Annotated in this window: 17 protein-coding genes and 1 pseudogene; 11 read left to right on the top strand and 7 right to left on the bottom strand. The window is 70.4% G+C overall.

The window, feature by feature from the left end:
- Nucleotides 1–35: 35 nt before the first annotated feature.
- The 9 genes and pseudogenes from K7957_RS17390 (at nt 36) to K7957_RS17425 (ending at nt 9298) form a co-directional block, all read left to right on the top strand.
- Nucleotides 36–1316 (top strand): TolC family protein, encoded by a 1281-nt coding sequence (locus tag K7957_RS17390; protein ID WP_223013667.1) that lies wholly within the window; start codon nt 36–38, stop codon nt 1314–1316.
- The gene (locus tag K7957_RS17395) at nt 1313–4483 is read left to right on the top strand and encodes an efflux RND transporter permease subunit (protein ID WP_223013669.1); all 3171 of its coding nucleotides are present in this window, start codon (nt 1313–1315) and stop codon (nt 4481–4483) included. Before K7957_RS17390 ends, K7957_RS17395 begins: the two co-directional genes overlap by 4 nt.
- Nucleotides 4480–5178 (top strand): VIT1/CCC1 transporter family protein, encoded by a 699-nt coding sequence (locus K7957_RS17400; protein WP_223013671.1) that lies wholly within the window; start codon nt 4480–4482, stop codon nt 5176–5178. The genes K7957_RS17395 and K7957_RS17400 overlap by 4 nt, the downstream gene beginning before the upstream one ends.
- Before the next feature lie 283 nt (nt 5179–5461).
- A complete protein-coding gene (locus K7957_RS17405) occupies nt 5462–5806 on the top strand; it encodes a hypothetical protein (protein WP_223013673.1) in 345 nt (114 codons plus the stop codon).
- Between the two features lie 37 nt (nt 5807–5843).
- The gene (locus K7957_RS20600) at nt 5844–5975 is read left to right on the top strand and encodes a hypothetical protein (protein WP_281422888.1); all 132 of its coding nucleotides are present in this window, start codon (nt 5844–5846) and stop codon (nt 5973–5975) included.
- Between the two features lie 15 nt (nt 5976–5990).
- Complete coding sequence (locus tag K7957_RS17410) at nt 5991–7202, top strand: mechanosensitive ion channel (RefSeq protein WP_343228446.1); 1212 nt, start codon at nt 5991–5993, stop codon at nt 7200–7202.
- Nucleotides 7199–7483 (top strand): CsbD family protein, encoded by a 285-nt coding sequence (locus K7957_RS17415; protein WP_223013677.1) that lies wholly within the window; start codon nt 7199–7201, stop codon nt 7481–7483. The genes K7957_RS17410 and K7957_RS17415 overlap by 4 nt, the downstream gene beginning before the upstream one ends.
- A gap of 86 nt (nt 7484–7569) precedes the next feature.
- A pseudogene (aqpZ, locus tag K7957_RS17420) lies at nt 7570–8433 on the top strand (aquaporin Z).
- 52 nt (nt 8434–8485) lie between these two features.
- Entirely contained in the window at nt 8486–9298 is an 813-nt protein-coding gene (locus K7957_RS17425) for an NIPSNAP family protein (RefSeq protein ID WP_223013679.1), read from the top strand.
- Between the two features lie 216 nt (nt 9299–9514).
- Here K7957_RS17425 and K7957_RS17430 read toward each other — a convergent pair whose 3' ends face one another.
- From K7957_RS17430 to K7957_RS17455, 6 genes are all read right to left on the bottom strand, one after another.
- The gene (locus tag K7957_RS17430; RefSeq protein WP_246617215.1) at nt 9515–10999 is read right to left on the bottom strand and encodes a PAS domain-containing protein; all 1485 of its coding nucleotides are present in this window, start codon (nt 10997–10999) and stop codon (nt 9515–9517) included.
- A gap of 222 nt (nt 11000–11221) precedes the next feature.
- A complete protein-coding gene (locus tag K7957_RS17435) occupies nt 11222–12025 on the bottom strand; it encodes an SDR family NAD(P)-dependent oxidoreductase (RefSeq protein ID WP_223013681.1) in 804 nt (267 codons plus the stop codon).
- Nucleotides 12026–12036: 11 nt separating this feature from the next.
- Nucleotides 12037–13563, bottom strand: coding sequence for a GMC family oxidoreductase (locus K7957_RS17440; protein WP_223013683.1), 1527 nt, complete (start codon nt 13561–13563; stop codon nt 12037–12039).
- A complete protein-coding gene (locus K7957_RS20705; RefSeq protein ID WP_223013685.1) occupies nt 13560–14897 on the bottom strand; it encodes an alpha/beta hydrolase in 1338 nt (445 codons plus the stop codon). Before K7957_RS20705 ends, K7957_RS17440 begins: the two co-directional genes overlap by 4 nt.
- Nucleotides 14898–14982: 85 nt before the next feature.
- Nucleotides 14983–15618: a Dps family protein gene (locus K7957_RS17450; RefSeq protein ID WP_223013687.1), complete on the bottom strand. Its 636-nt coding sequence runs from the start codon at nt 15616–15618 to the stop codon at nt 14983–14985.
- Nucleotides 15619–15726: 108 nt separating this feature from the next.
- Nucleotides 15727–16047 (bottom strand): DMT family transporter, encoded by a 321-nt coding sequence (locus tag K7957_RS17455; RefSeq protein WP_223013689.1) that lies wholly within the window; start codon nt 16045–16047, stop codon nt 15727–15729.
- Nucleotides 16048–16236: 189 nt separating this feature from the next.
- Between K7957_RS17455 and K7957_RS17460 the strand changes: the two genes are divergently transcribed.
- Entirely contained in the window at nt 16237–16515 is a 279-nt protein-coding gene (locus K7957_RS17460) for a hypothetical protein (RefSeq protein WP_223013691.1), read from the top strand.
- A 75-nt stretch (nt 16516–16590) separates the two neighbouring features.
- On the top strand, nt 16591–17505 hold the full coding sequence (locus K7957_RS17465; protein ID WP_223013693.1) for a crotonase/enoyl-CoA hydratase family protein: 915 nt from the start codon (nt 16591–16593) through the stop codon (nt 17503–17505).
- Here K7957_RS17465 and K7957_RS17470 read toward each other — a convergent pair.
- Nucleotides 17502–19445: a putative bifunctional diguanylate cyclase/phosphodiesterase gene (locus K7957_RS17470; protein WP_223013695.1), complete on the bottom strand. Its 1944-nt coding sequence runs from the start codon at nt 19443–19445 to the stop codon at nt 17502–17504. The genes K7957_RS17465 and K7957_RS17470 overlap by 4 nt on opposite strands.
- Nucleotides 19446–19519: the final 74 nt, after the last annotated feature.

A 19519-nucleotide genomic window follows, 5' to 3' on the forward strand; every position in this document is an offset into this window, starting at 1 on the left:
TAGCAGGGAGCGGGGCGAGAGAACGGAGGTCATCGATGCGCCGTGTCGCGCCCGCAATGCTGCGCTGCCTGGCCCTGCCCGCGCTGGCATCCGGCGCGCCCGCAGCGGCGCAGACAGTCGCCGCGACGGCATTGTCGCTCGACGCACTCGCGCGCGACGTCGTCGCCAACAACCCCGAGCGGCAATATTACGAGCGCCAGATCGCCGCGGCGCGGATCGAACAGCAGGCGGCGGGCCGCTGGGCCGATCCCGAGGCAGTGGTCGAGTTCGGCCAGCGCCGTGCGCAGGATCTGACCAGCGGCGCGCTCACCGGTGAGGGCGTCACCTACGCGGTCTCGGTGGTGCAGCCGATCGAGTTCGGCGGCCGGATCGCACTGCGCCGTGCCATCGCCGAGCGCCAGCTCGGGCTCGCCGAGCTCGGGCTGCGCCAGTTCGATGCGACGCTGGCGGCGCGCGCGCGCGCGCTCGGCTACGGCCTGTTCGCCGCCGACGAGAAGGCCGCGGCGGCGCGCACCGTCGCGACGCGGATGCGCACGCTGGCGCGCGTGATCGTGTCGCGCGATCCCGCCGGCCCCTCGCCCGTGCTCGAGGCGACCGCGCTGGAGGCCGGCGCGGTGAGCGCCGAGCGCACCGCCGCCGGCGCGGACGCCGAGGCCAACTCGATCCTGTACGAGCTCAATCAGCTACGCGGGCAGCCCTTCGCGGCGCGGCTGCGGGTCGTACGGCCCGACATGGGCCTGCCCGCGCTGCCCGCCGGCGCGACGCTGGCCGCCGCGGCGAGCGAGAACAACTTCGAGCTTCGCGCGCTCCGCGCCCAGCTCGAGCAGCAGGGGCTGCGCGTCGATCTCGCGCGCAAGGCGCGCGTGCCGGTGGTGAGCGTCGGCCCCTATTATGATCGCGCGCGCTCCGACATCCGCGAGACCAACTATGGCGTGCGGCTGTCGACCACGATCCCGCTGTGGAACCGCCAGGCCGGCGAGGTCGCCGCCGAGCAGGGGCGCCAGGCCCAGGCCAATGCCACGCTGGTCAGCGCCGAGCGTCGCGTCGCGCGCGACGTGTTCGACCAGTCCGCGCAATATGAGGCCAAGCGCGCGGCGCTGGCGCGCTGGGACGACGAGGCGCCGCGCCGCTTCGCCGCCGCGGCCTCGGACGCCGATCGCAACTATCGTCTCGGCGCGATCCCGCTGGCGACCTACACGCAGATGCAGCAGGCCTATGTCGACGCCACCGCCGCGGTGCTCGACACGCGGCGCGAGGCGATCGAGGCATTGCTCCAGCTGCGCGCGCTCAACGGCGGCGACCCGCTGCCGCGATGAACCGGCTGCTCCGCTGGGTGACCCACCACCGCCTCGCGGTCGCGCTGCTCGGCGCGGTCGTCGCCGCGCTGGGGCTATGGTCGTTCGCCAGCCTGCAGATCGACGCCATCCCCGACATCACCGGGGTGCAAGTACAGATCAACACCCAGGTGCCCGCGCTCGCGCCCGAGGAGATCGAGCGGCTGGTGACGTTGCCGGTCGAGCGCGCGATGGGCGGCCAGCCGGGCCTCGACCAGACCCGTTCGCTCACCAAGACCGGGCTCAGCCAGGTCACGCTGCTGTACAAGGACGGCACCGACCAGCTGCGCGCGCGCCAGCTCGTCACCGAGCGACTCGCCGCGGTGCGCGACCAGCTGCCCGCGGGCAGCACGCCCCAGCTCGCGCCGATCACCACGGGGCTGGGCGAGATCTATTATTACACGCTCGAGTGGCGTCACCCTCCTGCCGGCATGTCGCCGCAGCAGCAGCTGATGGAGCTGTACGAGGCGCAGGAATATACCGTCCGCCCGATGCTGCGCTCGGTCGCGGGAGTCGCCGACGTCAACTCGAACGGAGGACTCGAGCTCCAGTTCGTGGTCGAGCCCGACCCGCGCCGGCTGACGCTGCACGGGGTCACCGCCGCCGAGCTGGCCGAGGCGGTAGGGCGCAACGTCGAGAATGCGGGCGGCGGCGTGGTCAGCCGCGGCGCCGAGCGCTTCACCGTCCGCACCGACGCGCGCGTCATGGACGCGACGCAGATCGGCTCGATCCCCGTGAAGTTCGCGGGCGGCGTGCTGCCGCTACAGGTGCGCGACCTCGCCGACGTGGTGATCGGCGCCGCGCCGCGGCAGGGCGCGGCGACGCAGAACGGGCGCGAGACCGTGCTCGGCACGGTGATGATGCTGGTCGGGCAGAACAGCCGCCAGGTCGCGCTCCGTGTCGAGGACGCGCTGCCCGGCGTCAGTGCCGCGCTGCCGCGGGGCATGGTGATCGACCGCCAATACAGCCGCGCCGACCTGGTCGACCGCACGATCCACACCGTCGAGCGCAACCTCGGCGAAGGGGCGCTGCTCGTCGCGCTGGTGCTGCTGGTGGTGATGGGCAATTGGCGCGCGGCGCTGATCGTGGCGCTGGTGATCCCGCTCGCCTTCCTGGTGACCGTCACCGGGATGCACGCGATCGGCGTGTCGGGCAATCTGATGAGCCTGGGCGCACTCGACTTCGGGCTGATCGTCGACGGCGCGATCGTCGTCGTCGAGAACAGCCTGCGCCTGCTCGCCGCGCGGGGCCGCGACAAGGGCGAGGAACTCACCGCGGAGGAGCGCCGCGAGACGGTGGCCCATGCGGCCCGGATGGTGGCGCGGCCGACCTGTTTCGGCATCGCGATCATCGCGTTGGTCTACGTGCCCGTGCTCAGCCTGGGCGGGGTCGAGGGCAAGCTCTTCCAGCCGATGGCGCAGGCGGTGATGCTGGCGATCGTCGCCGGTCTCGCCTGGACCTTCACCATCGTGCCGGCGCTGTCGGCCTGGCTGTTGCGCGCGCCCGCGCGCGGGGACGGCGACGAGCGCGCGCCCGGAGGCGTGATCGGCTATGCCCGGCGCGGCTATGCGCCGCTGCTCGAGCGCGCGCTGGCGCACCCGCTGCTGCTGGTGCTCGCCGCGCTCGCGCTGCTCGGCGGCACCGCGCTGGCGTTCCGCTCGCTCGGCTCGCAGTTCACGCCCCAGCTCGATGAGGGCGCGATCACCGCGATGGTGTACCGCCCGGTCGGCCTCTCGCTCGAGCAGAGCCTCGCGATCGAGCAGCGCACCGAGCTGGCGATACGCCGCGCCTTCCCGCAGGTGACACACACTTTCTCGCGGATCGGCACGAGCGAGGTGGCGACCGATCCGATGCCGCCGAATGAGAATGACCTCTACGTCTTCTACGCGCCCGAGAAGGATTGGCCGCAAGGTGATGGCAAGCCGCGCACCAAGCCGGAACTGATCGCCGGGATCGAGCGCGTCGCGCGGCGGGTCTACGCCGGCCAGAACTTCGAGTTCGCGCAGCCGATCGAGATGCGCTTCAACGAGATGCTCGAGGGAGTCCGCGCCGATGTTTCGGTCAAGTTCTACGGCGACGACTATGACGTGCTCGAGCGCGCCGCCGTCCGGGCTAAAGCCATCCTGGCGCGGCTGCCCGGCACCGAGGGCGTCGAGTTCGAGACCGCCGGTCGGCCGCAGACGATCGTGGTCGAGCTCGACCGCGCCGCGCTGCTGCGGCTCGGGCTTGGCACGCAGGAAGTCAACCGCGCGATCACCGACGCGATCGCGGGCGCCGAGGTCGGTTTCATCCCGCACGACGCCGCGCGCCACGCGATCGTGATCCGCATGAACGAGACGCTGCGCGCCGACCCGGCGGCGATCCTGTCCTTGCCGCTGCGCGTCGGCGACTATGGCCTGGTGCCGCTGTCACGCGTCGCGCGGCTGCGCCAGACGCGCATGGTCGAGCCGATCCTGCACGATGACGGCAACCGCCGCGCCGCGCTGATGGTCAATCTCTCCACCAGCGATCTGGAGGGCTATGTCACGCGCGCGCGCGCCGCGCTGGGCGGCAAGGTGGGGCTGCCACCCGACTATCGCGTCGAGTTCGGCGGGCAATATCACCAGCTCGAGGCGGCGCAGCGGCGACTGGCGATCGTGGTGCCCGCCGCGCTCGTGCTGATCTTCGCGCTGGTCTACGCCGCGCTCGGCAGCGTGCGCGAGGCCGCGATCGTCTACACCGGCATCCCGTTCGCGGTGACCGGCGGGGTGCTGGCGCTGTGGCTGCGCGGCATGCCTTTCTCGATCACCGCTGCGATCGGCTTCATCGCTCTGTCGGGGATCGCGATGCTCAACGGGCTGGTGCTGATCGACCATATCAATGCGCTGCGCGACGGTCGCGAGGGCGAGCCGGTCGACGTCGAGGAAGCGGTGCGGCATGGCGCGCGCGACCGGCTGCGGCCGGTGCTCTCCACCGCGCTGGTCGCCTCGATCGGCTTCGTGCCGATGGCGATCGCGACCGGTGCGGGCGCCGAGGTGCAGCGGCCGCTCGCGACCGTGGTGATCGGCGGCATCGTCACCTCGACGATCCTGACGTTACTTCTGCTCCCCAGCCTTTACGCCTGGGTCGAGCGCCGCCGCGCGGCGCGTGTTGAGAAGGAGAGCGGATGAGCGACGCGATCGAACACCATCTCGTCCACCGGGTCGGCTGGCTGCGCGCCGCGGTGCTCGGCGCCAACGACGGGATCATCTCGGTGTCGAGCCTGATCGTCGGCGTCGCCGCGGCGCCGGGCGCGAGCGCGCCGGGGGTGCTGCTCGCCGGGGCGGCGGCGCTCGCCGGGGGCGCGCTGTCGATGGCGGCGGGTGAATATGTCTCGGTCAGCTCGCAGGCGGACACCGAGCGCGCCGACCTCGCGCGCGAGGCGGCCGAGCTGGAGCGCGCACCCGCGGCGGAGACCGCAGAGCTCGCCGCGATCTACGTCCGTCGCGGCGTCGAGGCGGGGCTGGCGCGGCAGGTGGCGGAGCAGATGATGGCGCATGACGCGCTCGGCGCGCATCGCCGCGACGAACTCGGCCTCGCCGACGAGAGCGGGTCGCGCCCCGGCCAGGCGGCGCTGTTCTCGGCCCTGGCCTTCACGGTCGGCGCGGTCGCCCCCGTGCTGACCGCGGCTCTGGTGGGGCGCGAGCGGGTGACCCAGGCGGTGCCACTCGTCGCCCTGCTGCTGCTCGCGCTGCTCGGCGCCGTCGGCGCGCGCGCGGGCGGCGCGCCGATCGGCCGCGGTGTGGCACGCGTCACGCTGCTCGGCGCGCTGGCGATGAGCGTCACCGCCGCGATCGGCCGCGCGATGCCGGTGGGCGGCGTCTGAGCGATCCATAGCCAGGCGTTCGCTCGCTCCTGCACTGCTGACCGATCGCCGGCGCCGTCGAGGGCGATGTTCTTGACGTCTATGAAGCGTCGAGGTGTTGGCACTATGCCGCCAGCACCGCGTGCCACGATGGAAGGTGGTACACCTGGCCGCACGAGAGTGGCACGCGCTGTTCCTCACCGTCTGACGCTTGCATGAAGTAAAAAGACGAGCCAACCGGTGCATAACTACCAGGAAACAATCTAGGTTAACGTGGTTCTTCCCCCAACAGGGGAGATGTACCATGAGAACATTCGTATCCACCGCGCTGTGCTTGGCCCTTCTGGGCACCACCTCGGCGTGCGTCGATCCGTCGGCGCGCATCGCGTCGTCGCTGGAAGGATACGGCTTCGCTCCCGACCAGTCGAACTGCGTCGGCGAACACCTCGAGAAGAATCTCTCGCTCGGTCAGCTCCAGCAGCTCGGTCGCGCCGCGCGCGCCGCGCGCGAGGGCGATACCACGCCCGGGCGCTTCACCGTCAGCGACTTCACCCGGGTCGCCGGTCAGGTGAAGGATCCCAAGGTCCCGTTCGAGGTGGCCCGCGCCGCCGCGGGCTGCGGCATCGTCACCTCGCCGCCTGCGCTCTGACGCGGCAATTCCGTTTCACCGAAGGGGGTTCTAACCCATGAATGACGTCACCTACGCGGGCGGCCAGGTCGTGTCGAACGGCCGGGAGATCGGCTCGCGCCTGCTCTATTATGTCGAGGATTGGGGACCGCGCATCGTCGCGGCGCTCGTCATCCTGCTGATCGGCTGACTCGCCGCACGCGCGATCAAATGGGCGGTGGCCAAACTGGTCAATCGCACGCCGCTGGCGCGCCACGCCAACGCCGCCGACCTCGGCGAGCGCCATCCCGACAGCATCGGCGTCCAGGTCGGCGACGCGGCCTATTGGGTCGTGCTGCTGATCGCGCTGTTCCTCGCCGTCCAGCCGCTCGGGCTGACCGGCGCCACCGGACCGCTCGGCGACATGCTGCGCGGCTTCGGCCAGGCCGTGCCGCACATCATCGGCGCGAGCCTGATCTTCTTCCTCGGCTATGTGCTCGCCAAGGTCGCACGCAAGGCAGTCGAGGCGGTGGTCACCGCCAGCCACGTCGAGCGCTTCTCGACCAGCCTGGGTGACAGCGCCCCGACCGACCCGTCGATGCTGCCGCGCACGCTCGGCGCGACCGTGTTCGCGCTGATCATCATCCCGGTCGCGATCGCCGCGCTGGACACGCTCAACATCGCCGCGATCTCGCAGCCCGCCACCGCGATGCTGCGGCTGATCCTGGACGCGATCCCGCACGTCATCGCCGCCGCGCTGATCCTCGCGGTCGCTTACGCCATCGGCAAGTTCGCGTCCCGACTGCTGACCCAGTTCCTGGGCACCACCGGCTTCGATCGCGCGATCGGTGCTACCGGCCTTTGGTCGCAGGCGACCGCGAGCGAGCTGGGTGCGGCGAGCGCCGATCTCCGGCCGTCCGCGCTCGTCGGCAAGGGCGCTTTCGTCGCAGTGCTGATCTTCGGTCTGATGGAGGCCTTCCGCCAGCTCGACTTCGCCTACGGCTCGCGCATCATGGCCGAAGTGCTGACGCTGTTCGGTCAGGTGGTGTTCGGCTCGATCATCATCTTCGCCGCGGTGATCATCGCGCGCCTCGTCGCCCGCGTCGTCGAGGGTCAGGGCCAAAGCGGCGCGCGCGCCGCCGCGCCGCTGGTGCGGGTCGCGATCATCGTGCTCGGCACCGCGATCGGGCTGCGCTTCATGGGGCTGGCCGACGACATCATCAACATGGCGTTCGGGCTGCTGCTCGGCGCGGTCGCGGTCGCCGCGGCGCTCGCCTTCGGGCTGGGCGGTCGCGAGGCGGCGGGGCGCGTCGTGGCGCGGCTGCTGGAGCGAGGCCCGATGGATCACGACCTGACGAGGGGACCTGCCACGGAGCGCACCGCGGCACCGCGTCCTGCGCCGTTCAACCCGCACTTCAATGAAGGAGACGACCGATGAACACGGATACCCTCGCCGGCGCCGCGACCGACCTCGGCGGCAAGATCAAGGAAGGCCTGGGCAGCGCCATCGGCGACAGGAGCCTGCGCGCCGAGGGCAAGGCCGATCAGCTCGGCGGCCAGGCGCGGCAGAGCTTCGGCGAGGCCAAGCATGCGGTGGAGGATACGATCCGTCCAGCGATCGACTACGCGCGGCAATTCATCCACGAACGGCCGTTCACCGCCGCGGCGCTGGGCGGGGTGCTCGGGATCGCGCTGATCAACACGCTGCGCGGCAAGTGACCGCGCGGGGCGAGGCGCCCCGCGCGCGCCTCGCCCCGCCCTCTTCTCGCTTCCCCGCTTTTCTTCTCTCGTCCGCGGAGACCGCCATGACCGTCACGCTCGCTCGCCGGCCCCGCCCGATCGCAGCCGCGCGACGGCTCGCGGCCGAGGCATTCGGCACCTTCTGGCTCGGCGTCGGCGGCTGCGGCGCAGCGGTGCTCCCGGCCGGCAGCGCGGTGCCCGGCTCGATCGGGCTCGTCGGCGTCTCGCTGGCGTTCGGGCTCACCGTCTTCACCATGGCCTTCGCCGTAGGCTTCATCTCCGGCGGCCATCTCAACCCCGCGGTGAGCGTCGGCCTGGCGGTGGCGGGACGCTTCGCGGCGCGCGACCTGCCGGGCTATGTCGCGGCGCAGCTGGTGGGTGCGACGCTCGGCGCCGCGGTGATCGCCGCGATCGCCTAGGGCGTACCCGGCTTCGACCTCGCCGCGGGCGGGCTCGCCGCGAACGGTTACGGCGCACACTCGCCCGGCGGCTATGATCTCGCCAGCGCCTTCCTCGTCGAGGCGCCGCTCACCGCGGGTTTCCTCGTCGTGATCCTCGGCGCGACCGACGCGCACTCGCCCGCGCCTTTCGCCCCAGTCGCGATCGGACTGGCGCTGACCCTGATCCACCTGATCTCGATCCCGGTGACCAACACGTCCGTCAATCCCGCGCGTAGCACCGGCCCGGCGCTGCTGGTCGGCGGCTGGGCGCGGCAGCAGCTGTGGCTGTTCCGGGCCGCGCCGCTGCTCGGCGCGGTGGTCGGCGGTCTGGTCGGCCGCTGGCTCTTCGCCCATGAGGCGCGCGACCAGTCGCCCGGCCCGATCGGCGACATGCCGATCGAGCGTCTAGTCGACGCCGATCGCGCCGCGACGCCGCGATGTATCGCTCAGAACGCGGGTCACCGCCGGCAGCTTAGCGTAACGGATTGACGAAGCGCGTCATTTCGGCTCCTACCGACATAGGGGCTGGGGAGAGGACAGAATGACGCAGGCGATCCAACGACGCTCGCTGCTGGCGGGCGCTGCCATCGGCGGCATGACGCTGGCCAGCGGCGCGGCGAGCGCGCAGCGGCCCGCCGCGTCGACCGCGCCGGAGTTATACGAGCTGCGCACCTATCACCTGGTGCGCGGGCCCATGCGCGAACGGCTCGACACCTATCTGCGCGACGCCTTCATCCCCGCCGCGCGCCGGGCCGGCTGCGGGCCGATCGGCGTCTTCACGGTCGCGATCGGTTATGGCACGCCGGGGCTCCAGGTGCTGGTGCCGCACCCGACGATCGCCGACTTCGCGGCGCTGCCCGACCGGCTTGCCGCCGACGCTCGCTACACCGCAGCGGCGGCGCCTTTCCTCGGCACCACGCCGGACGCGCCGCCTTTCGTCGCGCTCGACGTCAAGCTCATGCGCGCCTTCCCGCACTTCCCGCGCGTGGAGCTGCCGGCAGCGACGGCGGGCAACAAGGCGCGGATCTTCGAGCTGCGTACCTATTACAGCCACAACCAGCGCGCGGGCACGACCAAGATCGACATGTTCGACACCGGCGGCGAGATCGACATCTTCCGCCGCACCGGGCTTGCCCCGGTCTTCTTCGCGCAGGATCTGACCGGTGCCCACCTGCCGAGCCTGACTTACCTGCTCACCTTCCCCGATCTGGCGACGCGCGAGCGCAACTGGGCGACGTTCGGCTCCGACCCGGCCTGGCGCAAGCTGATCACGACGCCCGGGCTGACCGACCCCGAGATCACCTCGGCCGCGGACAACCAGATCCTCAGCCCGACGGCTTACTCGCAGATCTGAGGCGACGGCACGAGGAGCGCTGACGTCGTTGATCGCTCGCTGGGTAGAATGCGTTGTGGGTAGCGACGGGCGGCGATGTCCGGTGAAGCCGCTCCCCTCCCCTTCAGGGGAGGGGTTGGGGGCGGGGCGCTTCCAAACACGCGACGCTGCTGGATGGGCCCACCCCACCCCCGCCTGACAGGGAGGGGCTTGCCTGCGTGACGACGGCGGCTCGCCCTAGTCCGGCGACAGCGGCAGCACCGCGGTGAACATCACACCCTCGGGACGATAGTCGATGTCGGCGCTGCCGCCCGTCTCGCTCGCGAGCACGCGGCGGATCAGCTGGGTGCCGAAACCGCTGCGCTCGGGTGCGACCACCGGCGGGCCGGCGCGCTCGATCCAGCTCAGCCGCAGCAAAGCGGGCGAGGCGCGATCGATCCGCTCCCACTTCACCTCCACCACGCCGGCGGCGTTGGAGAGCGCGCCATATTTCGTCGCGTTGGTGGCAAGCTCGTGGAGCGCCAGCGCGAAGGCGACGACGAGGTGCGGCGGCAGGCTCATCGCCGGGCCGTTCAGCACGAAGCGCTGGCCGTCTTCGATGCCGAACGGCGCCAGCGTGCGCTCGAGCAGGTCCCGCACCGACGCGCTGGCGAACGCCTCGCTGACGAGCAACTCGTTGGCCGCGGCCATCGCCTGGATCCGCGCGGCGATGGACTCGCCCGCGTCCTCGAGCGAGCTGGCGCGGCGGATCGTCTGCGCTACCACCGCCTGCAGCGAGGTGAGCGTGTTCTTGACGCGATGACTGAGTTCGCGCGCCAGAAGGGCGCGATGACCCTGGTCGCGCCGCCGTTCGGTGATGTCCTGCGTGGTGCCGACGAGCGCGATCGGCGTGCCGTCGGCGCGATGATTGGCCTGGCCGCGTACCTGCACCCAGCGCTCCTCACCCGACGGCAGCGTGAGGCGATATTCCGCGTCGAGCATCGTGCCCTCGGTGATCGCGCGCTCGATCGCGGCCGCCTGCATCGCGCGATCGTCGGGGTGGATCGTCGCCTGCAACTCCTCGAGGCTGAGCGAGTCGCCGGGAGCGCGGCCGCAGATCGCCTTGCAGCTGTCCGAGGCGATCAGGTGCCGCGTCTCCAGGTTGAGGCTCCAGGTGCCGAGCCGCCCCGCCTCCAGCGCCAGTCGCAGCCGCTGCTCGCTCGCCTGCAGCTCAGCGGTGCGGCGCGACACCTCCGCCTCCAGCTCGTCACGGTCGCGTTGGAGGCGGACGAGCTGCTCGCGCTCGTGGGTGACGTCGAACTGCGAGGCGAAGAAGAAGGTCAGAACGCCGTCGTCGCTGAACACGGGAGACACCAGCAGGCGGTTCCAGAAGGTCGTGCCGTCCTTGCGATAGTTGAGCAGCTCGAGCTCGACGGGCTTGCGCAGCTCGATCGCGGCGCGCAGACGCGCCACCTCACCGCGATCGGTCGCGGGACCCTGGAGGAAGCGGCAATTCCTGCCGATGATCTCGGCGCGGTCATAGCCGGTCAACCGTGCGAAAGACGCGTTGGCGAAGACGATCGGATTGTCCGGCTGGCGCGGATTGGTGATGAGCATCGGCATGCGCGTGGTGCGCACCGCCGAGGAGAACGGGTCCGGCCCATTCCCCGCGCGCACCAGCTCACGAATGATGCGCGCCTCTTCCTTGAAGTCGGGCAAAGTCTCGATGTCCCCTAGCGGCATCGAGTCGACGCCGTGAAATCCTTAATATGGGTTAGAAACCCGCGGGGAAAGTGTTCGTTACGCGCGGCCGTCCCGCGGTAAGGTGTGCGCCGGCGGTCTGCGAAGATCGCTCCAGTTGTCGCCTGGAGCGGCCGCTACCGCCGGCGCTCAAGCTCCCGCTCGAAGGTCAGTGCCGCAGTGTCCCGTCCGCAGGTGAGCAGCGCGGACGCCGGTTCCGCCCCCTCAGCACGCGATCGTGAAGACCGAGCCGGAATCGACGCGAATGCCGGCACCGTTGATGAAGCTCGCGCGCTCGGACACGAGGAAGGCGACGGCCGCCGCGACCTCCTCGGGCTTCCCGCGCCGCTTCAGCACCATGCCGGGCCGCTCTTCCTCGAGGAAACTGGCGATCGCCTCGTCGAAGGAGGTGCCCCTCTCCTCCGCGCGTTTGCGCATCATCGCGTCGGTCATCGGCGTCGCGACGAAGGCCGGAGACACCGTGTTGACGAGGACGTTGTCGCCGCCATAGGCCTTGGACAGGCCCTTCGCGAGGCTGAGAATGCCCGCCTTGGACGCGCAGTAGGCGAGCTCGTCGACATAGGGCTGTACCGCGTCCTCGGACGCGAACAGCACGATCCGGCCCCAGCCCCGCCGCCGCATCGCCGGGATCGCCTCGCGGCACATGCGCACCGCACCCATCAGGTTGATGTCGAGCGTCTCCAGCCAGCCGGCGTCGTCGACCTCGAGGAAGTCGCCGGTCGCGCCGGTGACGCCCGCGGCGTTGACGTAGATGTCGGGCTCACCGAGCCTCTCACGGACTTTGCGCCAGATCGCCGTGACCTCGTCCGGCTTGGTGACGTCGCCGGTCACCGCGACGATCTCGCCGAGCGGCGACAGCTCGCCGACCGCCTCGTCCAGCGTACCGTCCGGCTTGTCGGTGATGGCGACGCGCGCCCCCGCCTCGAGCAGCAGCCGCGCGGTCTCCTTGCCCATGCCCGAGTCCGCCCCGCTGATCAGCGCGATGCGACCTTTGATCCCCAGATCCATGTCTCTCTCCTTCAGCCCCGCGTCGCGAGGAAACGGTCGGCGGTGCGCAGTGACAGCGCCATGATCGTCAACGCCGGGTTGGCGGCGAGTGCGCTGGGGAACACCGAATTGTCGCAGATGAAGAGGTTATCGATATCGAAGCTGCGCCCGTCGGCGTCGACCACGGCGCGGTCGCCGTCGCTTCCCATCCGGCACGTGCCGATCGTATGGGCCGAGCGATCGACCGCGAAGATGTCGCGCGCGCCCGCCGCCTCCCAGATCGCCGTCATCGTCCGCCGGGCGTGCCCGTCGATCGCGCGCTCGTTCGGCCCGTAGCTGAAGTCGATCCGCGCCTTGCGCAGCCCGAAGGCGTCGGTCTCGTCCGCCAGCGTCAGCCGATTGTCGTCGGACGGCAGGCATTCGCCGTTGATGCCGATCCCGCCCAGCCGGTTATAGTCGTCGAGCAGGTCGACCAGCGCCTGCCCCCACAAGCCGGCGCCGCGCGCGAGATTGGTGGCGAGCGTCACCGGCATCACGCCCAGGCTCTGGATGAGATAGCCGCCCGCGTGGTCGACACCCGCGGCGCGCATCAGATCCTCGGTGATCAGCGACGAGGGATAGCCGCGATTCATCCGCATGTCGGCGTCGAATCGGCCCCAGACCTGTGTCGCGACGTGCGCCATGAAGTTGCGCCCGACCTGCCCGCTCGAGTTGGCGAGATCGAGGTTGAGCAGCAGCCGCGGCGTCTCGACCCCGCCCGCGCAGAGGAACAGCGCGCGGCACGCTTGACGTCGGCGCTCACCGTGACGGACATAGACGACGCCGGTCACCCGGCCGCTGCCATCACGCTCGATGTCGACGACGCGACACTCCGACCGCACCTCGGCGCCGTGCGCGACGGCGAGCGGCAGCCAGCTCGTATCGGTGGTCGCCTTGGCGCCAGTTCGGCAGCCCTGGTGGCAGGTACCGCAGTTGATGCAGGCCCGGCGCTCGCCCCAATGCGGCTGTACCCGATCGCGAGAGACCAGAGCGGCGGGGGCGTCGGTGGCAGCGATGCCGAGCGCCGCGCAGCCCCGCGCCATCGCGTCGGCTGGCGCGTTGCGAGCGACCGGTGGCAGCTCGTAGCGCCGCGCCTGGTCCCACGGATAAAGCTCTGGGCCGGACACGCCGATGACGCGCTCGACCGCATCGACATAGGCGATCAGTTCGTCATGCGCGATCGGCCAGTCCTCGCCCTGCCCGCTCTCGCTGCGCAATCGCAGGTCGCGCGGGTCGGGGCGCGGGCAGAAAGCGCCCCAGTGCAGGGTCGAACCGCCGACTCCCATGCCCGAATTGTTGGCGCCGAAGGCGGTGGCGTCGGTGCCGCCGCTCAGCCGCTCCTCCATCCAATAGATGTCGGCGGCGAGCTCATCGGGGACATGGTCGTCCGGACGGAAGGCGCGCCCCGCTTCCAGCACGACGACCGAGAGGCCCGCCTTCGCCAGTCGCGCGGCGAGCGGTGCACCGCCCGCGCCGCTGCCGACGATGACGACGTCGACCGTATCGGCCGCCCCGCTCATGACGGCGTCTCCAGCGTCTGCCAGTCCTCGATCGTGTCGGCCGCGGTGCGTCGGTAGCCCTGCTTGCGTGGGCCATCGCCACCGACCGCGAAGCCGTCATAGCCGATCCGCGCCATCGTCGCCGGCAGCGCCATCCACTGGCGCGCGATCTCGGCGCGCGCCTCCGCGAACCACAGCCGCATCTGGCCTGCGTCGAACATTGCACCATCGGCGCTGCGGGAAGCGTCGTTCACGGCATGCAGGAGTTGGTCGCGATCCGCCGACGTCTGATCGGCGAAGCCGCCGGCGAGACGGTCGAGCGTGTCGAGCCCCGAGGTCCAGGCCTCGGCGTCGGCGGGCAGATCGGCAGAGCGCCAGCCATCGCCGATGCCGCTGGTCAGCATCGCATCGATCCTGCCGGCGAGATCGACGGGGTCGGCGCCCCCCGGCAGCACGGTCTCGACCAGCGCGGCGAGCACGGCCCGCTGCTCAGGCGACAACACGTTGCCCGGCGGCGGCGCGGCATGGCGCTCCATGATCACGGCGCGCGTCCGGCGACTGACGCGATCGGAGGCGAGCAGCGCGGCGAACGGGGCGGGCAAGGCGCGGCCGAACGCGGGTAGGACATGCTCCCGGATCAGGGCCGCGACCGCCGCGGGCTGTTCGTACGGCAGCAGATGCGCCGCCCCGGCGACCACCTCGACCCGCGCGTCGCGATAATGGGGCAGATTGAGCCGCCGCTGGGCCTGTTCGCCGAGATCGCCGTCCTCGCTGCCAGCGACGATCAGCGCCGGCACCGACAGCGTTCCCGCCGCCCTCTGCCAATCCTCGCGGCTGCCGCGCTCCAGCCAGCCCTTCCAGGCGAGACGGCCGGACCGCTCGACGTCGCCCGTCGCCTGGGAACGCAGTGGCTCGGGCAGCGGCGTCGCGGTGTTGGCGTCGACGAAGGTCGCGGCCTCATCGGCGCTGATGTGGCCGTCGTCGAACCATCCGATCATCTCGGCGCGACGCTCCTCCGCCATGGGCTCGGGCGCAGGTGGCGACGCGGCGAGCAGCACCACCGCGGCGAGACCGGCGAACGCCGGGTCGCCGTCGCGGGCGCGCGCGGCGGCGAGCGTCGCGACCTTGCCGCCCATGCTGTGGCCGACGACCGCCCAGTTCTGCGGCTGCCGCGCGGCGACCTGTCCGGCGAGCCAGTCGACCAGTCCCGCGACGTCGAGGTCAGCGTCTGCAGAACCGCCGAAGCCGGGCAGATCGAGCGCGACGCACTCGCCCACATCCTCCAGTTCCTCGATCACTCGATCCCATTCGCGCGCACTCGCACCCAGCGCGTGGAGGAAAAAAAGTCTCGTCACCACGCACCTTTACCTGGATCATTGATCCACCGCTAAGTGCGTGTGGTGCGCGTCAGTTCCGCTTGTCGCCGGATTTCGTCGTGCGTCAGCGCTGCATCGTGACGGGACGGCCGCCGTTGAGCGCCGCGCCGTCGTTGGTGTCGGTCGGTGTCGGCTGGATCATCGCCCGCATCTGCCACTGATATTTGTCGATGGCGTGCTGTACCTCCTGGAGCAGGTTGGAGGTGGTGGGATCGCCCTCCTCGCTCGCCTTGATGCCCTGGCCCACCTCGTCGCTGACGACATGATAGTAGCGCGCGAACCAGGTGATCACCTGCGCGTCGTCGACGAAGCCGCCCGTGAACTCGGGCACGCGGCTGGTGCGGACGATCGTGTTGGCGCGGCCATCGGCGGAGGCGCCGATCGCGAGCAACCGCTCGGCGACCTCGTCGGCATATTTGCCGACGCCCTCATAATGGTCCTGGAGCAGCTCGTGAAGGGGGTAGAACAAGGCGCCCGAGACGTTCCAATGCGCCTGCTTGGTCTGGAGTTGAAGCTGCTGCAGCTCGGTGAGCGTCTGCTGGAGCGCCGCGATCGACGCGCGCTGCGCCTGCGCGCTCGGGCCGCCATGCTCGCGGTCCGAGACGTCGTTGCGCGGGAATGCGCCGGCGGGCGCCGCCGTCTGCGCGACGGCGGGAGCGGCGAGGAGGCAGGTGGCGGTCGCGAGCATGAACAAACGCATCGGCGGTTCTCCGGCGAGGAGACGCCGGCCGGCCTCTCCTGATCTAGGTTACGGCCGAACGCCGATGGTGCCGCTTGGTTGTCTAAACTCGCGTTCAGCCTCGCCCCGTCAGGCCGACGCGAAGAATTTGGTGCCCACCACGCCGACGATGATCAGCGCGATGAAGCCGACCTGCGCGAGGTTGAGCGTCTCGCCGAACAGTACCACACCGAGCAGCGTCACGCCGACCGCCCCCAGCCCGGTCCACACCGCGTAGGCGGTGCCCGCGGGCAGGCCGCGCATCGCCAGCGCGAGCAGCCCCATGTTGACGAAGCTCAGCGCGACCGGGAGGACCGCGACGAGCAGTCCGGGACGCATCGCCGCCCATTTCACGCTGAGCGCCCACATAATCTCGGTGACCACGGCAACGCCGAGGATGAGCCACGCCATGAGGAACTTCCTTCTCACGGGCTCGATCGAAGAGTTCGCGGCCGGAAACCCGGAAGAGGCCGCGAAGGCGCGCCCGATAGGCGGCGTCGGGGGGCGTGTCCAGGGCGGCGCATCCCTTGTGGAAGGAGCGTTGCTTCGCACGTCCCCTCCATGCTCCTTGACGACCCGAAGGAAGGAGGCAGAACCGCCATGGCGAAGAGAAAACGATATCTGACTGCCACGCTCTCCGACGGCTATGTCAAGACGATCGGGCCGACCGCGGCACCGCTGACGCACTATTGGCGTATCGTCGCCCAGCTCCACAACGGCCGCACCGAGGTATTCTGGGGGCACGAACCGTCGCACCGCGCAGCACTGGCCAAACGCTCGCCCGCCGCGGAAGCGGCGAAGCAGCGCGGATGGCGATCGTTCGACCTCGAGGTGGTCGCGTTACAGGAAGATGACGGTCGAACCATTGCGGAGGCATAACAGCCACAGCATCCACGAGCGCTCCGGGATATTCTTCTCATGCAGCAACCGGCTGCACCAGAAGAGGAAAACACCATGACTGCCGAATATCCGCCGGTCGTCCCCGGGTCGCGCCATCGTCTCCGGCACGCCGATTCGGTCGACTCTGCCGCGCGTCCGCTATTCGAGATCGAGCAGCTCGAGGTGAGCTTCGATCCCGCGCTGGACACCTTGTGGACCTATATGCGCCCCCGCACGCGGCCGAGCTTCAACCCCGACCTGCTGCGTGATTTCGTCTCCTGGCAGGACGACATCGCGCTCGCCTGTGAGAGTGGCGCCATGCCGATCCGCTATATCGTGCTCGGCTCCCGCTTTCCCGGAGTCTTCTCACTAGGCGGCGACCTCGACCTGTTCGCGCAGCACATCCGCGCGGGCGATCGCGAGGCATTGGTGCGCTACGGGCGCGCCTGCGTGCAGATCCTCCACCGCAACATGACCGGGTTGGAGCGCCCGATCGTCACGATCGGGCTGGTCGAGGGTGACGCTCTGGGCGGCGGCTTCGAGGCGCTGCTGTCGTTCAACGTCGTCATCGCCGAGCGCGGCGCGAGCTTCGGCCTGCCCGAGACGCTTTTCGGGTTGTTCCCGGGCATGGGCGCGCACTGCTTCCTGTCGCGCCGGCTCGGCGCCGCGCGCGCCGAGCAGATGATTCTGAGCGGGCGGACCTATCGGGCGGAGGAGCTGTACGAGATGGGGCTCGTCCACGCGCTCGCGGAGCCGGGCGGCGGACGCGGCATGGTCGCGGACTATATCCGCCAGAACCGCCGCCGCCACAGCGCGCATTGCGCCATCTACGAGGCATCCCGCGCCGTGAACCCGCTCCCGCTCGCGGAGCTGGAGGCGGTGGTCGACCTGTGGGCCGACGCCGCCCTGCGGCTGAGCGAGTCGGATCTCAAGCTGATGCGGCGGTTGACCGGCGCGCAGACCCGCCTGCTCGAGCGTGCCGCTGCCTAGCCGGTCCCGGCGCGCAGCCGCGTGCCGGCGAACATGGCGGCGACCATCTCCGCCGGCATCGGCCGCGCGAGCAGATAACCCTGTACCGCGTCACAGCGCGTGCGGCGCAGCTGATCGAGCTGCGCCACCGTCTCCACGCCCTCCGCGACCGTCCGCATCCCCAGCTTGGCGGCGAGATCGACCACGGTCTGCACGATCGCGATCGACGCGGGGCTGCGGTCGAGGTCGGTGACGAACGATCGGTCGATCTTGAGCGTCTGGAAGGGGAAGCGGGTGAGATAACTGAGCGCCGAATAGCCGGTCCCGAAATCGTCGAGCGTGGTGTTCACCGCCAGCCGGTTGAGCGCCTTGAGCGCGGCGAGCGAGGAGTCGACATCCTCGAGCAGCACCGACTCGGTCACCTCCAGATGCAGCCGCTGCGGGGCCAGCCCCGTCGCATCCAGCGCGCTGATCACCACCGCCGGCAGATTGCTCGCGCGCAGCTGCACGGGCGACAGATTGACCGCGATCGAGACATGCGCGGGCCATTCGCTCGCGGTGCGGCAGGCCTGGTGGAGCACCCAATTGCCGATCGCGACGATCTGGCCATTATCCTCAGCGATCGGGATGAACTCGGCCGGCGACACCGCGCCGTGGCGGCGATTGGTCCAACGCAGCAGCGCCTCGCACGACGTGATCCGCTCTCCCGCCAGATCGTAGATCGGCTGGTAGACGAGGTGGAACTCGCCGCGCTGGAGCGCGCCGTGCAGCTCGGCGGCGAGCTGGCGACGGCGCTCGATCTTCTCGTCCATCGCCGGTTCGTAGAGCGACATCTGCCCGCGCCCGCTCTCCTTGGCGCGATACAGCGCGAGGTCGGCGTTCTTGAGCAAGGTGTCGGCGTCGGCACCGTCGCGAGGCGCCACCGCGACCCCGACCGAGACGCTGGAACGCAGCTGATGGCCATCGCACTGCGCCGGCTCTCCCACCACCCCCAGCAGGCGCCGCCCGATGGCGACTGCTTCGTCGGGATGATCGAGCGCGCAGACGATGGCGAACTCGTCGCCGCCCAGCCGCGCGACCGTGCCGCTGCCGGTGAAGGTGCGCCGCAGCCGCTCCGCCACCGCGATCAGCAGCGCGTTGCCGGCGAGATGTCCGAACGTGTCGTTCACCTCCTTGAAGCGGTCGAGGTCGAGCCAGAGCAAAGCCAGCGCACCACCGCTCGCCTCCATAGCGGCGAGCCGAGCCTCGAACTGCTCGCGAAAGGCGGTGCGATTGGCCAGCCCGGTCAGGTCGTCGCGCCGTGCCATGGCGGCATGGTGCTCGGCGAGCGCGGCTTTCTCGTGCGAGACGACGACGGCGCGCAGGATCGCCTCGTAGGTCTGCAGCGTGATTTCCATCATCGCCACCACGAACAGCAGGATCACCGCCGCGAGCACCGCCTTGAGCGGGTCGAGCGCGATGAGCAGCCCCACCACCAACGGCAGCGAGGCGCCGCACAGCTGAGTCAATGCGATCGACGGTCTCGCCGCGTTGCGCCCGGCGATACCGGCCGCGTAGCCGATCGCGGTGGTCACCGCGAGCAGCTGGAGCACGCCGTCGGCGGTGCGCGTGAGCGTGAGCAGCCCGAACAGCCCGAGCAGCCCGGCATAGCTCAGCGCGCCGAGCCGGTAGCCACGCTCCTGGCGCCGCACGGTCGCGCCCACCATCGCCTGGCGTTGCAGCCGCACCGTGTCCGCGATGCGCACGACGGCGACCAGGCCGATCATCGTCGCGCAGGTGGCGAGCCAGTGATCGCGGCTGACCGCCGCCACCACGGCGGCGATCACGGTGCTGGTCAGCGCGCCGATCACCAGCGATCGTGGCGAGGCGTAGAGCGACTCGACCAGCGTGGCCCGTACAGCCGCGGTGATCCGCTCGTCCGAATGTCGCAGCTGCCGCAGCCGGTGGATCAAACGCGCCATAACTTCCTCATGCGCAGCAACTATCTACCTTCCCTAAAGACCCACCTTAACCGGCGTTGGTATCCAGCGGTGAC

Source organism: Sphingomonas yunnanensis (genome assembly GCF_019898765.1).
Lineage (GTDB): Bacteria > Pseudomonadota > Alphaproteobacteria > Sphingomonadales > Sphingomonadaceae > Sphingomonas > Sphingomonas yunnanensis.

Coding starts and splice junctions, on each gene's coding strand:
- K7957_RS17390 (WP_223013667.1), top strand. CDS start 36: ATGCGCCGTGTCGCGCCCGCAATGCTGCGCTGCCTGGCCCTGCCCGCG.
- K7957_RS17405 (WP_223013673.1), top strand. CDS start 5,462: ATGAGAACATTCGTATCCACCGCGCTGTGCTTGGCCCTTCTGGGCACC.
- K7957_RS17425 (WP_223013679.1), top strand. CDS start 8,486: ATGACGCAGGCGATCCAACGACGCTCGCTGCTGGCGGGCGCTGCCATC.
- K7957_RS17470 (WP_223013695.1), bottom strand. CDS start 19,445: ATGGCGCGTTTGATCCACCGGCTGCGGCAGCTGCGACATTCGGACGAG.
- K7957_RS17465 (WP_223013693.1), top strand. CDS start 16,591: ATGACTGCCGAATATCCGCCGGTCGTCCCCGGGTCGCGCCATCGTCTC.
- K7957_RS17440 (WP_223013683.1), bottom strand. CDS start 13,563: ATGAGCGGGGCGGCCGATACGGTCGACGTCGTCATCGTCGGCAGCGGC.
- K7957_RS17415 (WP_223013677.1), top strand. CDS start 7,199: ATGAACACGGATACCCTCGCCGGCGCCGCGACCGACCTCGGCGGCAAG.
- K7957_RS17400 (WP_223013671.1), top strand. CDS start 4,480: ATGAGCGACGCGATCGAACACCATCTCGTCCACCGGGTCGGCTGGCTG.
- K7957_RS17430 (WP_246617215.1), bottom strand. CDS start 10,999: ATGCCGCTAGGGGACATCGAGACTTTGCCCGACTTCAAGGAAGAGGCG.
- K7957_RS17435 (WP_223013681.1), bottom strand. CDS start 12,025: ATGGATCTGGGGATCAAAGGTCGCATCGCGCTGATCAGCGGGGCGGAC.
- K7957_RS20600 (WP_281422888.1), top strand. CDS start 5,844: ATGAATGACGTCACCTACGCGGGCGGCCAGGTCGTGTCGAACGGCCGG.
- K7957_RS17455 (WP_223013689.1), bottom strand. CDS start 16,047: ATGGCGTGGCTCATCCTCGGCGTTGCCGTGGTCACCGAGATTATGTGG.
- K7957_RS17460 (WP_223013691.1), top strand. CDS start 16,237: ATGGCGAAGAGAAAACGATATCTGACTGCCACGCTCTCCGACGGCTAT.
- K7957_RS17450 (WP_223013687.1), bottom strand. CDS start 15,618: ATGCGTTTGTTCATGCTCGCGACCGCCACCTGCCTCCTCGCCGCTCCC.
- K7957_RS17395 (WP_223013669.1), top strand. CDS start 1,313: ATGAACCGGCTGCTCCGCTGGGTGACCCACCACCGCCTCGCGGTCGCG.